Consider the following 24,258-nt stretch of genomic DNA (forward strand, 5'->3'; position numbering starts at 1 on the left):
TGCGGAGATTTCTGCCATGAAGGGCAATATCCTGACCCCGGCCGGCTGGGTCCTCGGCGAACTCCACGTGGGATCCGACGGTCGCATCGCGCGCATCGAGGGCGTGCCGGCGGAGCCCGCGCACAATGATGCGCCCTATGTGGTGCCCGGCTTTGTCGACCTTCTCAACCACGGTTGCGGCGGCAAGGATTTCATGGATGGCGAGGCGGCGGTGCCTGTGATCCTGCGCGCGCATGCGCGCTTCGGCACCACCAGTCTGCTCGGCAGCACCATGACGGCCCCGCATGACGTGCTGCTGAACGCACTGCAGGCGCTCGAACGCGCCTGTGCACGGCGCCCCGCAAGCGGTGCGCGCATGCTCGGCGTGCATCTCGAAGGACCGTACATCAACCCGGGCAAGCTTGGTGCGCAGCCCGATACGCCGGCCATCGCCACACCGCAGCAGATGTCGCAGTACCTCGGCGCCGCGCCCCTCAAGGTCGTGACGCTGGCGCCCGAACTGCCCGGCCACCTGGACATCATCCGCATGCTGGCCGCGCATGGCGTGCGCGTGCAGCTGGGCCATACGCTGGGCAGCTACGAGGATGCCGTGGCCGCGCTGGCGGCGGGCGCCACCGGCTTCACGCACCTGTTCAATGCCATGACGCCGCTGCAGCACCGCGCGCCCGGCGTGGTCGGCGCGGCGCTGGCGCATGCTGAGTACGCCGAACTGATTCCGGACCTGCTGCACGTGCATCCCGGTGCCATCCGTGCCGCGCTGCGCGCGATCCCGCGCCTGTATGCCGTGACCGACGCCACCGCCGCGGCCGGCATGCCGGACGGCGTCTATCACCTGGGCAGTCAGACCGTCTACAAGGCCGGCGGCAGTGTGCGGCTGGCCAATGGCACGCTGTCCGGCAGCGTGCTGACGATGGACCAGGCGCTGCGCAATTTTGTCGCGATCGGACTGGACCTGGCCGATGCCTCGCGGCGCGTGTCGCTGTATCCGGCGCAATACCTGGGCCTGGCCGATCGCGGGCAACTGGCGCCGGGCTGCTGGGCCGACGTGGTCGTGCTGGATCGCGCGCTGCACATCCGGACCGTTCATGTCGAAGGAGAACGTTGTGTCGAGAATGCTTGAAGAGGCATTGAGCGCGCCTGCCGTGGTGGCCGCGCAGCTCGAACATGCCGCGGAAGTGGCCGCGCTGGCCGAGGCGCTGGCCGCGCAGCCGTGGCCGGCGGTGCTGACCGTGGCGCGCGGCAGTTCGGACCATGCCGCGAGCTACTTTGCCGCGCTGGTCACGCGGCGGCTCGGCGTACCCGTGGCCTCGCTGCCGATGTCTACGGTGACGCTGCATGCAAGCGCGCTGCGCGTGGCCGGGCAGCTGGCCGTGGCGTTCTCGCAATCGGGGCGCAGTCCGGATCTGGTAGAGACCATGCGCGCACTGCGTGCCGGCGGCGCCCAAACGCTGGCGCTGGTCAACGCGCCGGGGTCGCCGCTGGCGCACGCGTGCGAGCACGCGCTGCCGCTGCGCGCCGGGGCGGAGCACAGCGTGGCCGCGACCAAGAGCTATATCGCCATGCTGTCGCAGTCGGCGCTGCTGGTCGGGCACCTGGAGCGCGCACGCACCGGCGCGGCGGCGCTGGCCGACGCGTGCGCAGCGCTGCCGCTCGCGCTGCGCATGGCCGCGACGCTGGACTGGAGCGCGCTGGTGCCGGCGCTGCGTGGCGCGCGACAGATGCTGGTACTGGGCCGCGGCCCGGGCCTGGCGGTGGCGCAGGAAGCCGCGCTCAAGCTCAAGGAAACGTCCGGCATCCAGGCCGAGGCGTTTTCGGGCGCCGAAGTGAGGCACGGCCCGATGGAACTGATCGGCGCGGGCTATCCGCTGCTGGTGTTTGCCCCGCGCGGTCCGGAGCAGCAGGGGCTGCTGATGCTCGCGGCCGAGATGCGCGCGCGCGGCGCCCGCGTGCTGCTGGCAGCGCCGGCCGGCACGCCTGATGCGGACCTGCCGCTGGCCGAGGCCGCGCATCCGCTGCTCGACCCGATTGCCGCCATCCAGAGTTTCTACCTCGCCGCGGAAGCGCTGGCGCGTGCGCGTGGCCGTCATCCGGACCAGCCGCGGTACCTGAGCAAGGTCACTGAAACCCGGTGAGCCCGCTCACCGGGCAGGCAGCCAGCGACCCGAGCCCACCCCGCCACACCCCCGCCGACGATCGGCACGCAAGGAGATACGCCATGCCAAGCACACGATCCGCCCCGTTTTCCGCCGGCGCAGACGCCCGGCCACTGGACCTCGTCATCTTCGGCGGCACCGGCGACCTGTCGGCGCGCAAGCTGCTGCCATCGCTGTACATGATCCACCGCGACGGCAACCTGCCCGAGCGCACGCGCATCCTCGGCGCAGGCCGGCATGCGTGGCAGCGCGAGGCCTTCATGCGCTTTGCCGACGAGCGCGCGCAGCCCTTCGTCGATGCGCGCTATCTCGACCCGGCGAAGTGGCAGAACTTCCTCCAGCGCCTCGACTACGTGCAGCTCGACGCAGGCGAGCCAGGCGATTACCCGGCCCTGGCGGCGGCATTGCGCGACGAGGCCTTGCGCGTCTACTACATGGCGATGCCGCCGGGGCTGTTCGCGGCCACCTGCGACAACCTCGCGAGCCACGGCCTGATCGCGGCCGACACGCGGCTCGTGCTGGAGAAGCCGCTGGGCGTGGACCTGGCGTCCGCCATCGCGATCAGCGACGTGGTGACGCGCTACTTCAGCGAGCCCCGCACCTACCGCATCGACCACTATCTCGGCAAGGAGACAGTGCAGAACCTGATGGCGCTGCGCTTCGGCAATTCCATCTTCGAGCCGCTGTGGCGCACGCCGTTTGTCTCGAGCGTGCAGATCACCGTGGCCGAGACCGTGGGCGTGGGCACGCGCGGCGGCTTCTACGACGAGGCTGGCGCCATGCGCGACATGGTGCAGAACCACCTGCTGCAACTGGTCAGCATCCTGGCGATGGAGCCGCCCGCGTCGCTCGATTCGGATGCCGTGCGCGACGAAAAGCTCAAGGTGCTGCGCTCGCTGCGGCCGATGTCGCCCGAGGACGTGCGCCGCAACACCGTGCGCGGCCGCTACACCGCGGGCGCGATCGCCGGCGAGCTGGTGCGCGGCTACCTGGAGGAAGACGGCATCCCGGCCGACAGCCGCACCGAGACCTTCGTTGCGATGCGCGCGGAACTCGGCACGTGGCGCTGGAACAAGGTGCCGTTCTACCTGCGCACCGGAAAACGCATGCAGGAGCGCGTGACCGAGGTGGTGGTCCATTTCGCCGAGGTGCCGCACTCCATTTTCGGCACCGGCAGCACGCTGAGGCCGAACCGCATGGTGATCCGGCTGCAGCCCGAAGAATCCGTGCAGCTGATGCTGATGGTCAAGCAGCCCGGCGAGGGCATGAAGCTCAAGCCGCTGAGCCTTGCGCTGAACCTCGATTCCGCTTTCACCACGCGTCGCGCCGAGGCCTACGAGCGCCTGCTGCTTGACGTGATCCGGGGGCGCCTGGCGCTATTCGTGCGGCGCGACGAACTGCAGGCCGCATGGACCTGGGTCGATCCGATTCTGGAAGCGTGGCGCCAGCAGGATGAAGGTCCGCGGCCCTACACGGCCGGCACCTGGGGCCCGGCGGCGTCGTCGGCGTTCATGGCGCGCGAGGGCGTGCAGTGGTCGGAGGAAGCATGAAGCGCACCGGACTGACCGGGGTTCCGAGGCGCCTCCGGGGCTAGCCTGGCGTCCGCAACGCGCGCCGGTACTGGATTGCCTCGCCGACATGCGCGCTGGTCAGGACTTCGGCGCCCTCGAGGTCGGCGATCGTGCGGGCCACCTTGAGCACCCGGAAATAGGAGCGGGCCGACCACGCCAGCCGGGCCATGGCCCCGCGCAGCAAGGCCTGGGCGGTCGGCTCCAGCGGGCAGTGCTGGTCGATCTCGCGGCCGGAGAGTTCGCTGTTGGGTTTGCCTTGCCGCGCAAGCTGACGCTGGCGCGCGGCCAGCACCCGCGCGCGCACCACTTCGCTGGGCTCGCCGGCGGGGCCGTCCAGCATCTCGCCCTGGTCCTGCGCGGGGACTTCGATCTGCAGGTCGATCCGGTCAAGCAGCGGCCCCGAGATCTTCGACTGGTAGCGCCGGATCTGGTCAGGCGTGCAGCGGCAAGCGCGCTCCGGATGGCCGAGGTAGCCGCAGGGGCACGGGTTCATGGCGGCCACGAACTGGAAGCAGGCCGGGAAGTCGGCATGGCCCGCGGCGCGGGCGATGGTGATGCGGCCGGATTCCAGCGGCTCGCGCAGCACTTCCAGCACTTTGCGATCAAACTCGGGCAGCTCGTCGAGGAACAGCACGCCGTGGTGCGCGAGCGAGATCTCGCCGGGGCGCGGGTTGCCGCCGCCGCCGACCATGGCCGGCCCCGACGCCGTGTGATGGGGCGAGCGGCACGGCCGCATGCCCCATCGCGACGGCTTGAAGCCCCCCGGCGTCAGGCTCAGCACCGCGGCCGACTCCAGCGCCTCATCGAGGGACATGGGCGGCAGCAGCCCGGGCAGGCGCTGGGCCAGCATGGACTTGCCGGTGCCGGGCGGACCGACGAGCAGGGCCGAGTGCTGGCCGGCGGCAGCCACCTCCAGGGCCCGCCGGGCCTGCGCCTGGCCGCGCACGTCGCGCAGGTCCGGGCCGGGTTCCGGCACCCGGGCGAGCATGGCCGGCACGGCGCGGGCAAGGCGCTTGTCGTGCGGCGGCGCGAAATGGCTGCAAACCTCTCGCAGCGTGGCGGCGCCATGGACGGCCAGGTCTTCGATCAGTGCCGCCTCGGCGCCATTGCCAGCCGCTACCAGGAACGCGCGCGGCGGGCTGCCGGATGCCTGGCGCGCAGCGTTTTCGCGTGCCAGGCGCATGGCCATGGCCAGCGCGCCGCGTACCGGCCGCAGGTCGCCCGACAGTGACAGCTCGGCGGCGAATTCATATTGATCGAACTCTGCCGACGGGATCTGCCCGCTTGCGGCAAGGATGCCCAGGGCGATAGCCAGGTCGAAGCGCCCAGACTCCTTTGGCAGGTCCGCCGGCGCGAGATTGACGGTGATCCGGCGGTTGGGGAACTCGAAGCCGCTGTTGAGGATGGCGGCGCGCACGCGCTCGCGGCTTTCGCGCACGCCGGTGTCGGCCAGGCCGACGATGGTGAAGACCGGCAGGCCATTGGCCAGGTGGGTTTCGACACGCACCGGCGGCGCTTCGATGCCGGTGAGCGCGCGGCTGTGCAGGACGGCAAGGCTCATGTCTCGATAACCGTTGTGACACGGTTGTGATGGAAGCGTTAACGAAAAAGGCCGCCGTGAAACGGCGGCCTTTCGGCAAAGGGGCGGGCCTGGGGCCGGGGCGTCATGCGCCCCCGGTGCTGTCCACCGCGCCGGGGCCGGGCGGAATGCCGGCGCGGCGCTCAAGCTCGGCCACGCGTTCTTCCAGTTCTTCGAGGCGCGCGCGCGTGCGTGCCAGCACCTGCGACTGCACATCGAATTCCTCGCGCGTGACCAGGTCCAGCCGGGCGAAGCCCTGGGTCATCATGCTGCGCACGTTCTTTTCGATGTCCCTTGCAGGCGAGTTGCGCAGTGCCTCGCTGACCTTGTTCTGCAGGTCGTTGAAGAGATCGGTCGGTTTCATGGTTTCTCCTTCGCGCACCTTGGTGGTGCCAATCCTGGGAACAACCTGCCGCATACCTCGCTTTCGCACAGGAATTGGGCGCCCTGATTGCGGGCGATCGGTCCGCTGACGTGCTGGCAGGTCATCTTCAGGCTTCGATTATCGCCCTTCAGGCACGTGCATGAAAGCTCCTCCGCGCGGCCGTTCACACCTTTTGATGTCGATCCGGCTTTGCTGCAAGGCAGATTCAAGCCGGTTTTTGATCACCCTTCGCCCTGCGGGCATTCCTGATGTCCAGATTCCGCAAAGCTGGCACGGCTGTTGCAGTAGTGAGTTCGCCCGCATCACCGAAACCCTAATAAACGAAATCCGAGCCAAAAAGGAAAAGGAGAAGGAATCCATGAAGAAGTTGGCCCTTGCAGTCAGCGCGGTCGTTCTCTGTAGCTCCGCTGCCACCGCATTCGCCCAAAGCGCCGCCGACGCGCCAGCGGCAGCGCCAGCCCCGGCTGCCGCTGCCGCCGAGCCCGCGTCGCCGCATACGTTCACGGCGAACGTCGCGCTGGTGTCGGACTACCGCTATCGCGGTCTCAGCCAGTCCAACCGCCGTCCGGCCATCCAGGGCGGCTTCGACTATGCGCACGAGAGCGGCTTCTACATCGGCAACTGGAACTCCAGCATCAGCTGGATCTCGGACGCCGACAAGTCGGTGTCGGCACCGATCGAGATGGACTTCTACGGCGGCTTCAAGAACACCTTCAAGGCCAGCGACCTCGAGTTCAACTATGACGTCGGCGTGCTGCAGTACTTCTATCCGGGCGGCTACAGCCAGCCGCGTCCCTACACCACCGAGCTCTACGCCGGCATCGGCTACGGCCCGGTATTCCTGAAGTACTCGCAGGCGCTCACCAACCTGTTCGGCATTGCCAACAGCCAGTACAGCAGCTACATCGACCTGAGCTTCAATTACCCGCTGAATGTGTGGGACCTGACGCTGAATGCGCATGTCGGTTACCAGAACGTCCAGCACATCAGCGCGGCCTCTTACCTGGACTGGAAGCTTGGCCTGACCAAGGACCTGGGCAAGGGCTTCTCGGTGGCAGTGGCCTATATCGGCACCAACGCGAAGGACTCGTTCTACACCAACAGCTATAACCACAACGTCGGCAACAACACGGGGTGGGTGTCCCTTTCCAAGACTTTCTAATTGAGCTTCAGTCAGGGCACGCCGCGGCGGCGTGCCCACAGGAGAAATCGATGAAACTGATCATCGCAGTCATCAAGCCTTTCAAGCTGGACGAGGTGCGCGAAGCACTGTCTGACGTCGGCGTGTCGGGCATCACCGTGACCGAAGTCAAGGGCTTCGGCCGCCAGAAGGGCCACACCGAGCTGTACCGCGGCGCCGAGTACATCGTTGACTTCCTGCCCAAGGTGAAGATCGAGGTGGCAGTGCCCGACGACGTGGTCGACCGCGCCATCGAGGCCGTCGAAAAGTCGGCCCGCACCGGGAAGATCGGCGACGGCAAGATCTTCGTGGCGCCGATCGAGCAGGTCATCCGCATCCGCACCGGCGAGACCGGCAGCGATGCCCTGTGACAGTACAACGACAAGAGGCTAGACAAATGAAAACCTGGTTCAAGCGAATCCTGACGGCGGGCGCGATGGCGCTGGCCATCGGCACGGCCGGTGTAGGCCTGTCCACTCATGCCGTCGCGCAGGACAAGCCCGCGGCCGAGGCTTCCGCGCCGGCCGCTGCCGCCGCGCCAGCGGCGGCGCCTGCAGCCGCCGCCGCTCCCGCTGCCGCTCCCGCCGCCGCTGCCGCGGCTGCCCCGGCCGAAGCGGCTGCCGCGCCGGCCGCGCCCGTGCCCAACAAGGGCGACACCGCCTGGCTGCTGGTCAGCACGGCCTTCGTGATCCTGATGACGCTGCCGGGCCTGGCACTGTTCTACGGCGGCCTGGTGCGCTCCAAGAACATGCTGTCGGTGCTGATGCAGTGCCTGGTGATCTTCTCGCTGGTTGCGCTGCTATGGGCCGTCTATGGCTACAGCTTCGCCTTCACCGAGGGCAATGCCTTCTTCGGCGGCACCGACCGGCTGTTCATGAAGGGGCTCACGGTCGACGCCGTGGCGGCCACCTTCAGCAAGGGCGTGGCCGTGCCGGAACTGGCCTACTTCGCCTTCCAGTGCGCCTTTGCCTGCATCACCTGTGGCCTGATCATCGGTGCCTTTGCCGAGCGCGCCAAGTTCTCGGCCGTGCTGGTGTTCGTGGCGCTGTGGTTCACCTTCTCTTACATCCCGATTTCCCACATGGTCTGGTTCTGGCCGGGTCCGGACTCGTTCACCGACGCCGCAGCGGGTACGGCCGCAACGGCCAAGTCCGGCTGGCTGTTCCAGAAGGGCGCGCTCGACTTCGCCGGTGGCACCGTGGTGCACATCAACGCCGCCGTGGCTGGCCTGGTGGGTGCCTTCATGTTCGGTAAGCGCATCGGCTTCGGCCGCGAGGCGATCCGTCCGCACAGCCTGACCTTCACCATGGTCGGTGCCTCGCTGCTGTGGTTCGGCTGGTTCGGCTTCAACGCCGGCTCGGCGCTGGAAGCCAACGGCTCGGCCGCGCTGGCCTTCGTCAACACGCTGCTGGCCACCTGCGCCGCGGTGCTGGCGTGGACCTTCGGCGAGTGGATCGGCAAGGGCAAGCCCTCGATGCTGGGTGGTGCCTCGGGTGCTGTGGCAGGCCTGGTGGCCATCACCCCGGCAGCCGGCTTCGTCGGCCCGATGGGTTCGATCGCAATCGGCCTGCTGGCTGGCCTGCTGTGCCTGTGGGGCGTGACCGGCCTGAAGCGCATGCTGGGCATGGACGACTCGCTCGACGTGTTCGGCGTGCACGGCGTTGGCGGCATCCTGGGTGCGCTGCTGACCGGCGTATTCGCCGCGCCGAGCCTCGGCGGCACCGGCATCTACGACTACGTGGCCAACAAGGTGGCGGACGACTACTCGATCGCCGGCCAGGTCTGGATCCAGTTCCAGGGCGTGCTGACCACCATCGTGTGGTCCGGCGTGGTGGCCTTCGTGGCCTACAAGCTGGTGGACATGCTGATCGGCCTGCGGGTGCCGGAAGAAGAAGAGCGCGAGGGCCTGGATATCACCTCGCACGGTGAAACCGCTTATGAGGTCTGATCGCAAAGGTGTTGTGCTGGAGAGCTGATTGGGAATCGACTCTCAGGAGTATTGCCCGGCCATGTGCCGGGCTTTTTTGTCTGGCTTTTTTGTCTGGGGCAGGGCGATAGCCCAGCCGTCGCCACAACCGCTGCCATCGGCGAGAAAAAGACAACAACGCCTCCAGGGTTTTCGCCGGCTGCTTAAATCCGATCTTAAAAAGCTTCAGTTGTATTTGAGGGGTAGCGCACATACATTGCCATTGAGGCAGTTTCCTCCACCTGCAGAAACGCTCCCCGTATCTGTCAGGCCATTTGAAAGCGCGGCAATGCCGCGCTTCTTTTTTCTGGTGCCGCCAGGGTTTACATCTGCGCTGGCGCCCTCATATCCACATCCCTTATGCTGCGCCGGGCATATCCTTATAAAGGACGTGCCAGCAGCCAATTGGCCGTTCCTCTACAATCTGGGCGAACGATTAAGACGATCAATAGATCACAGGATGGATATGGTCCCGCATCTCATCACCGCGCTGAACGGTCCGCTGCTCGAACTGGAGAAGAAAATCCTGGACGCCACGCCGTCCATCGAGCGCTGGTTCAGGCTGGAATGGCAGGAACATACGCCTCCGTTCTACTGCTCGGTCGACCTGCGCAATGCCGGTTTCAAGCTGGCGCCGGTCGACACCAACCTGTTCCCGGGCGGGTTCAACAACCTGGCGCCGGAAATGCTGCCGCTGGCGGTCCAGGCGGCCATGGCCGCGATCGAGAAGATCTGCCCGGATGCCAAGAACCTCCTGCTGATCCCCGAGCGTCATACCCGCAACATGTTCTACCTGCAGAACGTGGCGCGGCTGTCGCTGATCATGCGCCAGGCGGGCCTCAATGTGCGGCTCGGGTCGCTGTCGGAAGAGATCACGGAGCCGACGCCGATCGAACTGCCTGACGGGCAGACCCTGGTCGTCGAGCCGCTGGCGCGCCTGGGCACCAAGGGCCGACGGCTCGGGCTGAAGGATTTCGATCCGTGTTCGATCCTGCTGAACAACGACCTGTCGGCCGGGATTCCGCCGATCCTCGAGAACATCAACGAACAGTACCTGCTGCCGCCGCTGCATGCGGGCTGGTCGACGCGCCGCAAGACCAGCCACTTCGCCGCCTATGACGAGGTGGCGAAGAAGTTCGCCAAGCTGATCGATATCGACCAGTGGATGGTCAACCCGTACTTCGCGCGCTGTTCGGGCGTGAATTTCCACGAGCGCATCGGCGAGGAAGAACTGGCTGACTCGGTGGAGGCCGTGCTCAAGAAGGTGGCCAAGAAGTATCGCGAATACGGCATCAAGGAAACGCCGTACGTGGTGGTCAAGGCCGATGCGGGCACATATGGCATGGGCATCATGACCGTGCGCGACCCGTCCGAGGTCAAGGGCCTGAACCGCAAGGAACGCAACAAGATGAGCGTCGTGAAGGAAGGCCTTGAGGTCAGCGACGTCATCATCCAGGAAGGCGTGCATACCTTCGAGAAGGTCAACGAGGCGGTCGCCGAGCCGGTGGTTTACATGATCGACCGCTACGTGGTCGGCGGCTTCTACCGCGTGCATACCGGCCGCGGCAACGACGAGAACCTGAATGCGCCGGGCATGCATTTCGTGCCGCTGGCGTTCGCCCCCAACGGCATCCCGGACAGCCACGCCAAGCCGGGCGCGGCGGTGCCGAACCGCTTCTACATGTACGGCGTGGTGGCGCGGCTGGCGCTGCTGGCGGCCTCGGTCGAACTTGAAAAGACCGATCCGAACCCGATTCTCTGACGAGCCAACATGCGCATCCTCTTCATCACCGATCCGCTGGAGACCTTCAAGACCTACAAGGACTCCACCTACGCCATGATGACCGAGGCCGCCGCGCGCGGCCACCAGCTGTTCTGGTGCCTGCAGTCGCAGCTGTCGCTGTTCGGCGACCAGGTCGAGACGGTGGCGACGCCGCTGCAGCTCACCGGCGACAGCCATGACTGGTTCCGCGAGGGCACGCCGGCGCTCACGTCGCTGAAGGACTTCGACGCGGTGCTGATGCGCAAGGACCCGCCGTTCGACATGGAGTACGTCACCAGCACCTGGCTGCTGGAACTGGCCGAGTCCCAGGGCGCGCGCGTGTTCAACAAGCCGCGCGCGATCCGCGACCATTCCGAGAAGCTTGCCATCGGCCAGTTCCCGAAATTCATCACGCCGACGCTGGTGACGCGCGATATCGCGCGCATCCGCGACTTCCATGCCGAGCACCGCGACATCATCGTCAAGCCGCTGGACGGCATGGGCGGCATGGGCGTGTTCCGGGTTGGCGAGGACGGCATGAACCTCGGTGCCATTGTCGAAACGCTTGGCGAGGACGGCCGCCGCACGCTGATGGTGCAGCGCTATATTCCGGCGATCAAGGACGGCGACAAGCGCATCCTGCTGATCGGCGGCAAGCCCGTGCCGTACTCGCTGGCGCGTGTCCCGATGGCCGGCGAAGTGCGCGGCAACCTGGCAGCCGGCGGTACTGGCCGCGCACAGGAACTGAGCGTGCGCGACCGCGAGATTGCCGAAGCGCTGGCGCCGGGGCTGTGGGAGCAGGGCTTGCTGCTGGTGGGCCTCGATGTGATCGGCAACTACCTCACGGAAGTCAATGTGACGAGTCCGACCTGTTTCCAGGAGATCACCCAGCAGACCGGATTCCATGTGGCCGCAATGTTCATCGACGCGCTCGAACGTGCCGTGGGGGCGCCTGGCGCCTGATCGGCGGAAACCTGCCACGACGTAACGGCGAAGAAGCGTCCGAAAGCCGGCAGGAAGCGGCCAGGAGCCCGAAAAAACCGGGGAGTGCGCCTGCTACAATCGGGCCAGTCCAACGGATTCACCATCATGGCAGGAATTCTGATCATCGCGCATACCCCCCTGGCTTCGGCCTTGCGCGATTGCGCCACCCACGTTTACTGTGGCCAGCCGCAGCGGCTGGAGGCCATCGACGTCCTTCCCGACGCGGATCCTGCCGCCGTCCTTGCCGAAGCCAGGCAACGGCTCAATGCCGTCTGCGAAGACAACGGCGCGCTGGTGCTGACCGACATCTTCGGCGCCACGCCCGCAAATATCGCCGCCAAGCTGGCCGAACCCGGCCGCGTCAGGGTGCTGGCTGGCGTCAACCTGCCGATGCTGGTGCGCGCCATCTGCTATCGCGGGGAAAAGCTCGATCAGCTCGTGGCCAAGGCACTTGCCGGTGGTTCGCAGGGCGTGCTGCAGGTGGGCACTACAACCGTACAAAATCAAACAGCCAACCATCCCGACCGATATGCTGCAGAGGGACACCACCATCATCAATAAGCTCGGGCTGCACGCCCGCGCTTCCGCGAAGCTGACGCAACTGGCAGGCAGCTTCGCCAGCCAGGTCAAGATGTCCCGCAACGGGCGCCAGGTCGATGCCAAGAGCATCATGGGCGTGATGATGCTTGCGGCGGGAATTGGCTCCACGGTAACCATCGAGACCGACGGGCCGGACGAGCAGGAGGCGATGGACGCGCTGCTGGCGCTGATCGCCAACCGCTTTGGCGAGGGCGAGTGAGGTCCGCCGCGCCACATTGCTTTCCTGAACGTTCCTGACGGAGCGGCACATGTCATTTGCCCTGCACGGCATCCCGGTCTCCCGCGGCGTCGCTATCGGCCGCGCCCATCTGCTCGCGCCCGCGGCGCTGGACGTTTCGCACTACCTGGTCGATGAAGACCGGCTCGACGACGAGGTGGAGCGCCTGCGCTCGGCCCGCGCCGCGGTACGGGCCGAGCTGGCGGCGCTAAAGCGCGACCTGCCGCGCGAGGCACCCGAGGAGATGGGGGCCTTCCTGGACGTGCACGCGATGATCCTCGATGACGAGGCCCTGTCGCGCGAGCCGGAAGCGCTGATCCGCGGACGCCGCTATAACGCGGAGTGGGCGCTGACGACGCGGCTCGAAGAGCTGATGCGCCAGTTCGACGAGATCGAGGACGAGTACCTGCGCGAGCGCAAGGCCGACATCCAGCAAGTCGTGGAGCGGATCCTCAAGGTGCTGGCCGGCGCGCCGGTGCTGGCGCCCGCGCCCGTCCCGGCCCTGGCCGCCGACGGCGAGCCGGCACCGGGCGTGATCGTGGTGGCCCACGACATCGCGCCGGCCGACATGCTGCAATTCCGCCATACCGTCTTCCACGGCTTTGTGACCGATCTTGGCGGCCGCACCTCGCACACGGCGATTGTCGCGCGCAGCCTGGACATCCCGGCCGCGGTCGGCGTGCAGAGCGCCAGCGAGCTGATCCGGCAAGACGACTGGATCATCATCGACGGCGACGCCGGGCTGGTGATCGTCGATCCGTCGGCGATCATTCTCGAGGAATACCGCCACCGCCAGAGCGAACGCGCGCTGGAAAAGAAGCGCCTGCAGCGCCTGCGGCACACGCCGGCGGTCACGCTGGACGGCCAGGAGATCGACCTGCTGGCCAATATCGAGATGGCCGAGGACGCTGGCGCCGCGCTGGCAGCCGGCGCCGTGGGCGTTGGCCTGTTCCGCTCGGAATTCCTGTTCATGAACCGGCGCGGCGAGCTGCCCGGGGAGGAAGAGCAGTTCACCGCCTACCGCGCGGCCGTGGAGGCCATGCATGGCCTGCCGGTGACCATCCGCACGATCGATATCGGCGCCGACAAGCCGCTGGACGGGCGTGGCGACGACTTCGAGACTGCGCTGAACCCGGCACTCGGGCTGCGTGCGATCCGCTGGTCGCTGTCCGAGCCGGGCATGTTCCTGACGCAGCTGCGCGCGTTGCTGCGTGCGTCGGCCTTTGGGCCGGTGCGCTTGCTGGTGCCGATGCTGTCGCATGCGCGCGAGATCGACCAGACGATGGAACTGATCGCGCAGGCCAAGCGCCAGCTTGACGAGCGTGGCGTGCCCTACGATCCTGGCCTGAAGGTCGGCGCCATGATCGAAATCCCGGCTGCGGTGCTGCTGCTGCCGCTGTTCCTGCGGCGCATGGACTTCCTGTCGATCGGCACCAATGACCTGACGCAATACACACTCGCCATCGACCGCGCCGACAACGCCGTGGCGCATCTGTTTGATCCCCTGCACCCCGCCGTGCTTCAACTGATTGCCCGCACCATTCGCGAAGCCAACCATGTTGGCGTGCCGGTGGCTGTATGCGGCGAAATGGCGGGCGACCCCGGCATGACTCGCCTGCTGCTGGGCATGGGCCTGCGTGAATTCTCGATGCATCCTGCCCAGTTGCTGCGAGTCAAGCAGGAAGTTCTGCACGCCGATTGCACGCGGCTCGAGCCGATCGTCGACCAGGTGCTCAACGCCTATGAGCCCGAGGAGCAGGCAGCCGCGCTGCGGCTGCTCGCTAAGCCCTAGAATTTGGAGGGTTTTTCTGTCGATTTGCCGCACAATCATCACTTTTTCGGCATGCTTGTGCGGCAAAGCCATCTTTTGTTGCTTCAGCAGGTGACGCAAATCCCACCTCCACGAATGTGGCTTAATGGGAATTGTTATCATTTTCGATCTTTGGTATTCTGACGTTCATTCGAGCGGCATGCCGGTGCCGCCGGCCCCCAAGGAGGGAGTTGTGTACGTCTGCATCTGCAACCAGATCACCGATCGTGAAATCCACGGTGCCGTTCAGCTTGGCGTCGAGACCCTCGACGAACTGGCCGAGACACTGGGCGTCGGGACCTGCTGCGGCCGGTGCCGCGAGTGCGCCCACCAGGTGTTGCAGGATGGCGTGGCAGCCGCGCGCAATGCGGCTGCGGCCACGATCGCGGGCATCCAGGTCGTGGAGATTTCTACCTGTTCCGTGTCCACCACATGTACCATAATGGACACTCGGGACCCGGCAGTCGCGAACGACCGGCGTCAGGCGCTGGTGGCTTGACCGCGCACATGAACTGAGCACAGTTCACGGCGCGTTTTCGTGCCTTCGCATTTTCATTCGACTGCAAGCGGCGCCTCTGGCGCCGTTCGTGTTTTTGCGCGGGCCCGATGCAACCGGAGCCACCCATGAAAGGTGACAAGAAGGTCATCCAGCATCTGAATGCCCAGCTCAAGAATGAGCTCACCGCGATCAACCAGTATTTCCTGCACGCCCGCATGTACCGCCACTGGGGCCTCAAGAAGCTCGGCGACGTGGAGTACAAGGAATCGATCGGCGAAATGAAGCACGCCGACCGGCTGATCGAACGCATCCTGATGCTCGACGGCCTGCCCAACCTGCAGGACCTGCACAAGCTGCTGCTCGGTGAAGACACACCGGAAATGCTCAAGTGCGACCTGAAGCTGGAGCAGACTGCGCACGCCACCGTCAAGGAAGGCATTGCCTACTGCGAATCCGTCGGCGATTACGTCAGCCGCGAGATCCTGGTTGATATCCTCACCGACACCGAGGAGCATATCGAATACCTGGAGACGCAGCTGGACCTGATCGACAAGGTCGGCCTGCAGAACTACCTGCAGTCGCAGATGGAGCCGGGCGAGCAATAAGCCGCCGCTTCCTGCCGGGCTGCCCGCCGCGGGTGGCCGGCACCCCGCGTGGCGCATCCGGGCGCCGCCGATTTGCCTGTCCGCCTGCAGTAACCCTTCTCATTCCAATTCCTTTCTTCATCCAGACCGCCGTACAGGAGCCATAACCATGGCCGAATCCATCCGCCTGACGCAGTACAGCCACGGGGCCGGCTGTGGCTGCAAGATTTCCCCCAACGTGCTCGTGAGGTCGCCTGATGCGTGAGGATACTGGCGACTTCCGGCGGCTGTTCCTGAGCGGCGCACCGATGATGGATGTGCGCGCGCCACTGGAGTTCGCGCGCGGCGCCTTCCCGGGCACGGTCAACCTGCCGCTGATGGACGACGAGGAGCGGCACCAGGTCGGCCTCTGCTATGCCCAGAAGGGGCAGGAGGCGGCGATCGAGTTGGGTCACGATATCGTGTCGGGCGAGCTCAAGGCCGCGCGCATCGCCGCATGGGCCGCCTTTGCCCGTGCGCACCCGGATGGCTACTTGTACTGTTTTCGTGGCGGGCTGCGCTCGCAGATCGTGCAGCGGTGGCTGCGCGACGAGGCGGGCATCGACTATCCGCGCGTGACGGGCGGCTACAAGGCCATGCGCAGCTTCCTGATCGACGTGACCGAACAGGCAGCGGCCACGCCGGAGATCTTCGTGCTGGGCGGCATGACCGGCACCGGCAAGACCGACGTGATTGCCGACGTACCGGCTGCGGTCGACCTGGAAGGGCTGGCCCGTCACCGCGGTTCCGCATTCGGCCGCCGCGCGCTCGCGCAGCCGCCTCAGATCGATTTCGAGAATGCGCTGGCCATCGACCTGCTGCGGCGGGCCGACGCCGGCTACTGCGCATTGGTGGTCGAGGATGAGGGCCGCTTTATCGGCGGCCGTGACGTCCCCAAGGCGCTGTGGCAGCGCATGCAGGCCAGCCCGCTGGTATGGCTGGAAGCGCCATTCGAGGAACGCGTCGAGCGCGCGTTGCGCGATTACGTGCTGGGTCTGGCTGCCGAGCATATCGACCAGCTTGGTCCGGTCGCGGGGTTCGAGGCCTATGCGGCGCGTCTGCGCGAGGCGATGGCGGCAATCGCTCCGCGACTAGGTGGCGAGCGCTACGCGCGGCTGGCGGCGCTGCTCGAACAGGCGCTGGCGAGCCAGTCGGAACATGGCGATACCGGCCTGCACCGCGGCTGGATCGAAGTGCTGCTGCGCGACTACTATGACCCGATGTATGCCTACCAGCAGCAGAGCCGCGCATCGCGCATCGTGTTCCGCGGCGACCGTGCCGCGGTGACCGGGTGGCTGCGCGAGCGCTCCGCGCGCTAGTGTCCCGAGCAGACCGGGCAGTCCGGCGTGCGCGCGAGCTGCATCGTGGTCCACTCCATCGACATCGCATTGACCATCAGCAGCCGGCCGGCCAGGCTCTGGCCCACGCCGCTGAGCAGCTTGAGCGCTTCGGCCGCCTGCACGGTGCCGACCATGCCCACCAGCGGCGCGAACACGCCCATGGTGGCGCAGGCCACTTCGGGGGCCGGCTCTGACGGCGGGAACAGGCACGCGTAGCACGGCGCGTCGTCCTGGCGCCGGTCGAAGACGCTGATCTGGCCGTCAAAGCGCAGCGCCGCGCCGGACACCAGCGGCACGCGGTGCCGCACGCAGGCGCGGTTGACGGCCTGGCGCGTGGCAAAGTTGTCGCAGCAGTCGAGCACCACGTCGGCCTGCGCCACGAGCTGGTCCAGCTCCGCATCGCCGACGCGGGCGGCGATGACTTCCACTTGCACGCCGGGGTTGATGCGCAGCATCCCTTCGCGTGCCGACTCCACCTTCAGGCGGCCGACGTTTTCCGTGGTGTGGATGATCTGGCGCTGGAGGTTGGTCAGGTCCACATGGTCGTTGTCGACCACGCTGATCCGCCCGACGCCCGCCGACGCCAGGTAGGGTAGGGCCGCGGCGCCCAGGCCGCCGGCGCCGATCACCAGCGCACGGGCGCCGAGCAGGCGTTCCTGGCCTTCAATGCCGAGTTCATCGAGCAGGATATGGCGCGAGTAGCGCAGCAGTTGATCGTCGTTCATGGCGTAGGGGCGTCCAATGTAAAAAGCGGCCCCGCAGGGCCGCTTCAGGTCGAGGTGCCGCTCAGGGCGCCTTGCCGGTCGGTGTGCCCAGCGGCTCGCCGATCGGCGCGCTGGCTGGCGGCTGCTTGCCGGGGGCCGGCGCGGCGGGCTTGGCCGCCGGGGCGCTGGCGCCTTTCTTCGCCGGCGCGGCCTTGGCCGGCTTGTCGGCGGGCGGGTTGGTTTCGAGCTTCGACTTGGAACGCTTGACCGGCTGGCCGTCGAGCTGGGCGATGGCCTGCTGCAGCATGAAGTCGTCGGCCGAGCCGAATTCGATCGGCTTCTTGCGGCGTTCCTTTTCGCGCTCTTCCGGCGTCTTCTTCGCGTTTTCCTCTTCCAGGCGGCGCAGTTCGTCGACGCGGCGCTGTTCGCGCTCGTTCATTTCCGGCTCTTCCGATTCCTGCTTGTTGTGCAGGTGGCGCTCGGTGTCGATCTCGCGGGTGATCAGTGCGTCGTCCGGATCGCCTTCCGGATTCTGGTCGACCGGGATGTCCGGGCGGATGCCCTTGGCCTGGATCGACTTGCCCGTCGGCGTGTAGTAGTACGCGATGGTCAGCTTGATGCCGGTGTCATTGGTCAGCGGCCGCACCGTCTGCACCGAGCCCTTGCCGAACGTGGTCTTGCCCATGATCAGCGCGCGGTGATGATCCTGCAGCGCGCCGGCCACGATCTCGGACGCCGACGCCGAGTAGGCGTTGGTCAGCACGACCATCGGGACCTTCTTGTACAGCGCCGGCACTTCCTTGAGCGGATCGTCCTCGAGCGACGACAGGCGGTAGTTGTTGAACGTCGCCTTGTACACGCGCTTGGCGTCGGGCACCTGGCCATTGGTGGAAACCACGGTCGAGTCTTCCGGCAGGAACGCGGCCGCCACGCCGACCGCGCCTTGCAGCACGCCGCCGCCGTTGTTGCGCAGGTCCAGGATGATGCCCTTGAGGCCCGGGTTCTTCTGAGCCATCTCGTTCAGCCTGCGGCCCAGGTCCGATACCGTGCGTTCCTGGAAGCTGGTCAGGCGCACCCAGCCGATGGTGTTGTTGTCCAGCATCTTGGTCTTCACGGACTGGACGCGGATCTCGGCGCGGGTGATGGAAATCGGGAAGGTCCGCTCCTCGCTCTTGCGATAGATGGTCAGCGTGACCTTGGTGCCCGGCTCGCCGCGCATGCGCTTGACCGCCTGCTCCAGCGGCAGGCCGCGCACGGGCTTGTCGTCGATGCGGGTGATCAGGTCGCCGGGCTGGATGCCGGCGCGGAACGCGGGCGTGTCCTCGATCGGGTTGATGACCTTGACCAGGCCTTCTTCCTGCGAGATCTCGATGCCCAGGCCGGCGAAGCGGCCGCGCGTGCCTTCCTGCAGTTCCTTGAAGTCCTTCTCGTCCAGGTAGGCCGAGTGCGGGTCGAGGCTGGCAACCATGCCCTTGATGGCTTCGGTCAGCAGCTTCTTGTCATCGACCGGCTCCACATATTCGCGCTTGATTTGCCCGAAGATGTCGGCCATCAGCCGCAACTGGTCGAGCGGCAACGGACCGGATGAATTCTGCGCGGTTGCCGAAATCTGCAGCGTGGCCAGCACGCCGGCAACAAGTCCGACCGAGACGAGGCTGATGTTCTTGAGCGTCTTACGCATGAGGGCTGCCTGAACGTGTACGTAGAGGGATTATGCCGGCTGCGGCCGCCACGCGTGGGGGCGCGGGGCGGTTTGTCCGACAGTATAAGTGGGTGTGGAGAAAAAGGCCTGTCACGTACCGGCGGAGGGTGGGCGGCCGCACCATGGCCGGTGCTTGCCGCCCTGACGGCTTTCAGCGGGCCTTGCCCTGGCTGGCCACGGCCGCGAGCGAGGCGGCGATGGCTTCCTGGTCGCCCAGGTAGTAGTGGCGCAGGGGGCGCAGGTTGGCGTCCAGCTCATAGACGAGCGGGGTGCCGTTGGGGATGTTGAGGCCGACGATATCGTCATCCGAAATCTGATCCAGGTACTTCACGAGAGCGCGAATGCTGTTGCCATGAGCGGCAATGACCACGCGCTTGCCCGATTGGATGTCGGGAGCAATGGATTCGTTCCACAGCGGCAGCACGCGGGCCACGGTGTCCTTCAGACATTCGGTGAGCGGGATTTGTTCGCGCGGCACGTTGGCGTAGCGCGGATCGTCGTAAGAGGCACGCGGATCGGTCGGTTCAAGTGCCGGCGGCGGGGTATCGTAGCTGCGGCGCCACACCAGCACCTGCTCGTCGCCGAACTTGGCGGCGGTTTCCGCCTTGTTCAGGCCGGCCAGCGCGCCGTAGTGGCGCTCGTTCAGGCGCCACTCGTTGCGTACCGGAATCCACATCTGATCCATCTCGTCCTGCACGTGCCACAGCGTGCGGATCGCGCGCTTGAGCACCGAGGTGTAGGCCATGTCGAAGGCGAAGCCGGCTTCCTTGAGCAGCTTGCCGGCCTGGCGCGCCTGGGCGGCACCCGTGTCGGTCAGGTCGACGTCGACCCAGCCGGTGAAGCGGTTTTCGAGGTTCCACGTCGATTCGCCGTGGCGGATGAGGACAAGCTTGTACATGCTGCTGCTTCCAGAGAGTAGGTAACCTGCGTGCGCCGGCGCCGCCGCTTCAGTGCCCCCATGTGCCAGCAAGGCGACAAAGGAGGCGACAATGGCCGTCATCGACTGGCGGCGGAGGCCCGGACGCCAAACCGCGTATTTTATAATGCCGCCGACCCAACCCAACGGAATGCCAACGTGAATTTCTTCGCCGACTATAACAACCTCGCCCTGATCGCCCTTGCCGTGGTCTCGGGCGGACTGCTGGCCTGGCCCACGATTGCCCGCGGCACCGGCGGAAAAGCCGTCAATACGGCCGCCGCGACCCAGCTGATCAACAAGCGCGGCGCCGTGGTGGTCGACATTCGCGATGCCGCCGAGTATGCCAAGGGTCACCTGCCGCAGGCCAAGAGCGCCCCGCTGGCCGATCTGGCCTCGCGCGCGGCCGGCCTTGCAAAGGACAAGGCCGTCCCCATCATCGTGGTATCCCAGACCGGCCAGGGCCTCGGCAAGGCTCAGGCAGCGCTCAAGGAAGCCGGGTACAGTGAGACCTATGCGCTCGAAGGCGGCATCGCCGCCTGGCAGCAGGCCGGGCTCCCGGTCGTCAAGTAAGCCGCGCCAGCCTGGCCGGCTTTTCCGCTACATCGCGCCGGATCCCGCTTGCCGCGGGGCTGGCGGCATTTGAGTATCGAAGGAGATTCAGCATGGCCCGCGTCGTCATGTACAGCACGGTGGTGTGCCCTTACTGCCAGATGGCCGAGCGACTGCTCAAGGCCAAGGGCGTGGAGTCGATCGAGAAAATCCTGATCGACCGCGAGCCCGGCAAGCGCGAGGAAATGATGTCGCGTACCGGCCGCCGTACCGTGCCGCAGATCTATATCGACGACACCCATGTTGGCGGTTTCGACGACCTCTCCGCGCTGGATCGCCAGGGCGGCCTGACGCCACTGCTGGCCGCCTGAGCCAGCGCAATTGACGGCCCCGGCCCGGGTGATATTGGCACCCGGGTCATGTACCATATGCGTTTTCCAACCGGGCGCCGGCTCGTGCCGCAATAGGCCACAACAGGCCGCCACGCCCAACGCCCATCCCGGAAGCCTCTCATGAGCGACCAGCAAAACACCCAGCAGGAAGATCAACCGTTCTTCAACATCCAGCGCGTGTACCTCAAGGACATGTCGCTCGAGCAGCCCAACTCGCCGGCCATCTTCCTGGAATCGGAGGCGCCGTCGGTCGAAGTGCAGGTCAACGTGGCCGCTTCGCAGTTGCAGGAAGGCATCTTCGAAGTGGTGGTGACGGGCACCGTGACGACCAAGGTCCAGGAGAAGGTCGCCTTCCTCGTGGAAGCGCACCAGGCCGGCATCTTCGACATCCGCAACGTGCCGGTCGAGCAGCTTGACCCGCTGCTGGGCATTGCCTGCCCGACCATCCTGTATCCGTACCTGCGCGGCAATATCGCCGACGTGATCACGCGTGCCGGCTTCCAGGCCATCCACCTGTCGGAAATCAACTTCCAGGCGCTGTACGAACAGCGCCTGCAGGCTGCCATGGAAGAAGCGCAAGCCGCCGGCGGCGGCAACAGCGGCATCGTGATGCCCGACGGCAGCCAGGCTCGCCACTGATCTGGCAGCGCCGCACTGCCTGACGAAACGGGGCTGCGGCCCCGTTTTGCCTTTCCGGGGCCCGCGCACCGGATTACCATCGATTGCGCCGATCCACCGTTCGAGCCGCCATGAAACTGACCTTTCTCGGTGCGGGTGCCTGGGGCACCGCACTCGCCAGCCATGCAGCCGTCAACCATGACGTGATCCTGTGGGGACGCGACCCCGCCCAGCTTGCCGCGATTGGGGCAAGCGGCAGCAACGAGGCCTATCTGCCGGGCGTACGGCTGTCCGAGCGCCTGCGCGTGGAAGCCGATTTCGAGAAGGCGGTCGCTCATGCCGCCGACGATCCCGATGGCCTCGTGGTGGTGGCCACGCCGGTATCGGGCCTGCGCGAGATGACCCGCAGGCTTGCCACGCGCGGCGATGGCCATGTGCGCATGCTGTGGCTGTGCAAGGGCTTCGAGGCCGGCACGCACGCGCTGCCGCACCAGATGGTGCGCGAGGAGCTCGATGCCGCAGGCCGTACCGGCGGATTCGACTACGGCGTCCTGAGCGGGCCGAGCTTTGCCCGCGAAGTGGCGCTGGGTTTGCCGTGCGCGCTGACGGTGGCCGGCAGCGTGCCGGCGCTGGCCGACTTCGCGCAGACCGCTTTCCACCACCACGCCATGCGCATTTATGGCAGCGACGACCTGACCGGTGTCGAGGTCGGCGGCGCGGTCAAGAACGTGCTGGCGATCGCCACCGGCGCCAGCGATGGCCTGGGTCTGGGGCTCAACGCACGCGCCGCACTGGTGACGCGCGGCCTGGCCGAAATGACGCGTCTGGGCCTGGCGCTCGGCGGCCGCGTGGAAACCTTCATGGGCCTGGCCGGCGTGGGCGACCTGATCCTGACCGCGACCGGCGACCTGTCGCGCAACCGCAAGGTCGGCCAGCAACTCGCGGCCGGGCAGAGCCTGGAGCAGGTCCTGGCGGGCCTCGGGCACGTCGCCGAAGGCGTGCGTTGCGCGCAGGCCGTGGCGGCGCTGGCGGCGGCCCACAAGGTCGAGATGCCGATCACGCGCGCCGTGTGCGCCGTGTTGTTCGAAGGCCTGGGCGCCGCCGATGCCGTTGAACAGCTCCTGCAGCGCGATGCGCGCGACGAATAGCCGCATTCACCGCATTCCACCGTTCCCCTAACCGGATTCCGCATGACTTCCCGCCGCCACGCGTTGATTGCGCTTGCCTGCGCCTGCGCCGCAGCAGTCTCCCCGGCCTGGGCCGACAACTGGCCGTCGCGGCCGCTGCGCATGGTGGTGCCGTTCCCGGCAGGATCGTCGCCGGACCTGATCGCGCGCATCCTCACGGAAAAGCTCGCAACCACGCTGGGCCAGCCGGTGGTGGTGGAAAACCGGCCCGGTGCCGGCGGCAATATCGGCACGGGCATGGTGGCCAAGGCCGCGCCCGACGGCTACACGCTGCTGTTCACGATCAACGGACCGCTGGTGACGGCGCCATCGCTGTCGCGCAACCTCGGCTACGACCCGTTCCGCCAGCTTGCTCCGGTCACGCTGGTGGCGACATCGCCCAATGTGCTGGTCGTCGATGCCAGGCTCCCCGTGCATAACGTGCGCGAGTTCGTGGCGCTGGCGAAATCAAAGGCCGGCGCGCTCAACTATGGCTCGGTCGGCAATGGCAGCGCCGCACACCTGGCCATGGAGCAGCTCAAGGCCATGGCCGGCATCGACCTGCAGCACGTGCCGTATCCGGGCTTTCCGCAGGTCACCACGGCTATGGTCGGCGGGCAGATCCAGGCGGGCTTCATGGTGCCCGCGATTGCAATGCCGCTCGTCAATGCAGGCAAGCTGCGCATCCTGGCGGTGACGACCACCGGCCGCACGGCGGTGCTGCCTTCGGTGCCGACCGTCGCTGAATCAGGCTATCCCGGTTTCGAAGCAATATCGTGGCAGGCAGTGCTGGCGCCGGCAGGCACGCCGCCTGCGATCATCGACCGGCTCTACCGCGAGCTGGTCGCCATCATCGGCAGCGCCGACGTGCGCGAGAAGATGCGTGCGCAGTATTTCGTGCCGGCCGGTACGGCGCCGGCATCGCTGCGCCAGACCATGGCGAGCGAGAAGGTGCGCTGGGACAAGGTGATCCGCGCCGCGGGCGTGCAGCCCGAATAACGGTGGCGCTCAGGCGCCGCCGGCAAAGCCGTTCTGGCGCCAGGCTTCGAATACGACCACCGCCACGGTGTTCGACAGGTTCAGGCTGCGGTTATTGGGCCGCATCGGCAGGCGGATGCGCTGCGATGCCGGAAACCACTCGCGCCGCTCGGGCGCGAGCCCGCGGGTCTCGGAGCCGAACACGAACCAGTCGCCGGGCTGGAAGCTGACCTGCGCGAACGGCGTCGAGCCATGCGTGGTGAGCGCGAACATGCGCGACGGGTCGGGCTGCTCGCTGGCCATCAGCGCGTCCCAGCTGTCGTGCACGCGCATGGTGGCGTACTCGTGATAGTCGAGTCCCGCGCGCCGCATGCGGGCATCTTCCAGCGGAAACCCCAGAGGCTTCACCAGGTGCAGTTGCGCACCGGTATTGGCGCACAGGCGGATCACATTGCCGGTATTGGGCGGGATCTCCGGTTCGACCAGGACGACGTGGAACATGGGGGGATTTCCTTGGCAGGGCGGGGCGGCAGGTCCCCGGCATCGAAAACGGTGCGCAGC

At 66.7% G+C, this 24,258-nt stretch carries 25 protein-coding genes; 19 read left to right on the top strand and 6 right to left on the bottom strand.

Annotated elements, in window-relative coordinates; translation table 11 throughout:
- The first annotated feature begins 16 nt into the window (after positions 1-16).
- From nagA to zwf, 3 genes are all read left to right on the top strand, one after another.
- Positions 17-1,120 (top strand): N-acetylglucosamine-6-phosphate deacetylase, encoded by a 1,104-nt coding sequence (nagA, locus tag CupriaWKF_RS01610; RefSeq protein ID WP_276099310.1) that lies wholly within the window; start codon positions 17-19, stop codon positions 1,118-1,120.
- Positions 1,113-2,132 carry an SIS domain-containing protein gene (locus CupriaWKF_RS01615; protein WP_276100628.1) on the top strand — a complete coding sequence of 340 codons (1,020 nt, stop codon included), beginning with the start codon at positions 1,113-1,115 and terminating at the stop codon, positions 2,130-2,132. The genes nagA and CupriaWKF_RS01615 overlap by 8 nt, the downstream gene beginning before the upstream one ends.
- An 83-nt stretch (positions 2,133-2,215) precedes the next feature.
- A complete protein-coding gene (gene zwf, locus CupriaWKF_RS01620) occupies positions 2,216-3,703 on the top strand; it encodes a glucose-6-phosphate dehydrogenase (RefSeq protein WP_276099311.1) in 1,488 nt (495 codons plus the stop codon).
- Between the two features lie 40 nt (positions 3,704-3,743).
- On the opposite strand, the gene CupriaWKF_RS01625 is transcribed toward zwf, so the two are convergent.
- Positions 3,744-5,285 carry a YifB family Mg chelatase-like AAA ATPase gene (locus CupriaWKF_RS01625; protein WP_276099312.1) on the bottom strand — a complete coding sequence of 514 codons (1,542 nt, stop codon included), beginning with the start codon at positions 5,283-5,285 and terminating at the stop codon, positions 3,744-3,746.
- 103 nt (positions 5,286-5,388) lie between these two features.
- A complete protein-coding gene (locus CupriaWKF_RS01630; RefSeq protein ID WP_276099313.1) occupies positions 5,389-5,667 on the bottom strand; it encodes an accessory factor UbiK family protein in 279 nt (92 codons plus the stop codon).
- Positions 5,668-6,046: 379 nt separating this feature from the next.
- Between CupriaWKF_RS01630 and CupriaWKF_RS01635 the strand changes: the two genes are divergently transcribed.
- The 11 genes from CupriaWKF_RS01635 to mnmH all read left to right on the top strand — a co-directional run bounded on the left by CupriaWKF_RS01635 (position 6,047) and on the right by mnmH (position 16,648).
- Positions 6,047-6,850 (top strand): TorF family putative porin, encoded by an 804-nt coding sequence (locus CupriaWKF_RS01635; RefSeq protein ID WP_276099314.1) that lies wholly within the window; start codon positions 6,047-6,049, stop codon positions 6,848-6,850.
- A gap of 50 nt (positions 6,851-6,900) precedes the next feature.
- Positions 6,901-7,239, top strand: coding sequence for a P-II family nitrogen regulator (locus CupriaWKF_RS01640; protein WP_276099315.1), 339 nt, complete (start codon positions 6,901-6,903; stop codon positions 7,237-7,239).
- Positions 7,240-7,265: 26 nt separating this feature from the next.
- Positions 7,266-8,816: an ammonium transporter gene (amt, locus tag CupriaWKF_RS01645; RefSeq protein WP_276099316.1), complete on the top strand. Its 1,551-nt coding sequence runs from the start codon at positions 7,266-7,268 to the stop codon at positions 8,814-8,816.
- 484 nt (positions 8,817-9,300) lie between these two features.
- The gene (gene gshA / locus CupriaWKF_RS01650; RefSeq protein ID WP_276099317.1) at positions 9,301-10,596 is read left to right on the top strand and encodes a glutamate--cysteine ligase; all 1,296 of its coding nucleotides are present in this window, start codon (positions 9,301-9,303) and stop codon (positions 10,594-10,596) included.
- Positions 10,597-10,605: 9 nt separating this feature from the next.
- Positions 10,606-11,559, top strand: coding sequence for a glutathione synthase (gene gshB / locus CupriaWKF_RS01655; RefSeq protein ID WP_276099318.1), 954 nt, complete (start codon positions 10,606-10,608; stop codon positions 11,557-11,559).
- Positions 11,560-11,685: 126 nt separating this feature from the next.
- Positions 11,686-12,141: a PTS sugar transporter subunit IIA gene (locus CupriaWKF_RS01660; protein ID WP_276099319.1), complete on the top strand. Its 456-nt coding sequence runs from the start codon at positions 11,686-11,688 to the stop codon at positions 12,139-12,141.
- A complete protein-coding gene (locus tag CupriaWKF_RS01665; RefSeq protein ID WP_211958745.1) occupies positions 12,110-12,379 on the top strand; it encodes an HPr family phosphocarrier protein in 270 nt (89 codons plus the stop codon). Before CupriaWKF_RS01660 ends, CupriaWKF_RS01665 begins: the two co-directional genes overlap by 32 nt.
- 49 nt (positions 12,380-12,428) lie before the next feature.
- Positions 12,429-14,189 (top strand): phosphoenolpyruvate--protein phosphotransferase, encoded by a 1,761-nt coding sequence (ptsP, locus tag CupriaWKF_RS01670; protein WP_276099320.1) that lies wholly within the window; start codon positions 12,429-12,431, stop codon positions 14,187-14,189.
- 124 nt (positions 14,190-14,313) lie between these two features.
- A complete protein-coding gene (locus CupriaWKF_RS01675) occupies positions 14,314-14,706 on the top strand; it encodes a bacterioferritin-associated ferredoxin (protein WP_276099321.1) in 393 nt (130 codons plus the stop codon).
- Between the two features lie 125 nt (positions 14,707-14,831).
- Positions 14,832-15,311, top strand: a complete 480-nt coding sequence (gene bfr, locus CupriaWKF_RS01680) for a bacterioferritin (RefSeq protein ID WP_010814835.1) — start codon at positions 14,832-14,834, stop codon at positions 15,309-15,311.
- Between the two features lie 236 nt (positions 15,312-15,547).
- On the top strand, positions 15,548-16,648 hold the full coding sequence (gene mnmH, locus CupriaWKF_RS01685; protein WP_276099322.1) for a tRNA 2-selenouridine(34) synthase MnmH: 1,101 nt from the start codon (positions 15,548-15,550) through the stop codon (positions 16,646-16,648).
- Here the strand turns inward: mnmH and moeB are convergent.
- From moeB to gpmA, 3 genes are all read right to left on the bottom strand, one after another.
- Entirely contained in the window at positions 16,645-17,394 is a 750-nt protein-coding gene (moeB, locus tag CupriaWKF_RS01690) for a molybdopterin-synthase adenylyltransferase MoeB (protein WP_276099323.1), read from the bottom strand. The two genes, mnmH and moeB, sit on opposite strands and share 4 nt — an antisense overlap.
- A 61-nt stretch (positions 17,395-17,455) precedes the next feature.
- A complete protein-coding gene (locus CupriaWKF_RS01695; protein ID WP_276099324.1) occupies positions 17,456-19,054 on the bottom strand; it encodes a S41 family peptidase in 1,599 nt (532 codons plus the stop codon).
- A 172-nt stretch (positions 19,055-19,226) separates the two neighbouring features.
- Positions 19,227-19,973: a 2,3-diphosphoglycerate-dependent phosphoglycerate mutase gene (gpmA, locus tag CupriaWKF_RS01700; protein WP_276099325.1), complete on the bottom strand. Its 747-nt coding sequence runs from the start codon at positions 19,971-19,973 to the stop codon at positions 19,227-19,229.
- 177 nt (positions 19,974-20,150) lie between these two features.
- Here gpmA and CupriaWKF_RS01705 point away from each other — a divergent pair, with 177 nt between their 5' ends.
- The 5 genes from CupriaWKF_RS01705 to CupriaWKF_RS01725 all read left to right on the top strand — a co-directional run bounded on the left by CupriaWKF_RS01705 (position 20,151) and on the right by CupriaWKF_RS01725 (position 23,718).
- The gene (locus CupriaWKF_RS01705; RefSeq protein ID WP_276099326.1) at positions 20,151-20,564 is read left to right on the top strand and encodes a rhodanese-like domain-containing protein; all 414 of its coding nucleotides are present in this window, start codon (positions 20,151-20,153) and stop codon (positions 20,562-20,564) included.
- A gap of 92 nt (positions 20,565-20,656) precedes the next feature.
- Entirely contained in the window at positions 20,657-20,914 is a 258-nt protein-coding gene (gene grxC, locus CupriaWKF_RS01710) for a glutaredoxin 3 (protein WP_276099327.1), read from the top strand.
- Between the two features lie 141 nt (positions 20,915-21,055).
- Positions 21,056-21,574, top strand: coding sequence for a protein-export chaperone SecB (secB, locus tag CupriaWKF_RS01715; protein WP_224081298.1), 519 nt, complete (start codon positions 21,056-21,058; stop codon positions 21,572-21,574).
- Between the two features lie 110 nt (positions 21,575-21,684).
- Complete coding sequence (locus CupriaWKF_RS01720; RefSeq protein WP_276099328.1) at positions 21,685-22,701, top strand: NAD(P)H-dependent glycerol-3-phosphate dehydrogenase; 1,017 nt, start codon at positions 21,685-21,687, stop codon at positions 22,699-22,701.
- A gap of 42 nt (positions 22,702-22,743) precedes the next feature.
- On the top strand, positions 22,744-23,718 hold the full coding sequence (locus CupriaWKF_RS01725) for a tripartite tricarboxylate transporter substrate binding protein (RefSeq protein WP_276099329.1): 975 nt from the start codon (positions 22,744-22,746) through the stop codon (positions 23,716-23,718).
- Positions 23,719-23,727: 9 nt separating this feature from the next.
- Here the strand turns inward: CupriaWKF_RS01725 and trmL are convergent, their stop codons facing one another.
- Positions 23,728-24,198 carry a tRNA (uridine(34)/cytosine(34)/5-carboxymethylaminomethyluridine(34)-2'-O)-methyltransferase TrmL gene (gene trmL, locus CupriaWKF_RS01730; RefSeq protein WP_276099330.1) on the bottom strand — a complete coding sequence of 157 codons (471 nt, stop codon included), beginning with the start codon at positions 24,196-24,198 and terminating at the stop codon, positions 23,728-23,730.
- Between the last annotated feature and the right edge of the window lie 60 nt (positions 24,199-24,258).

The organism is Cupriavidus sp. WKF15 (assembly GCF_029278605.1).
GTDB lineage: Bacteria > Pseudomonadota > Gammaproteobacteria > Burkholderiales > Burkholderiaceae > Cupriavidus.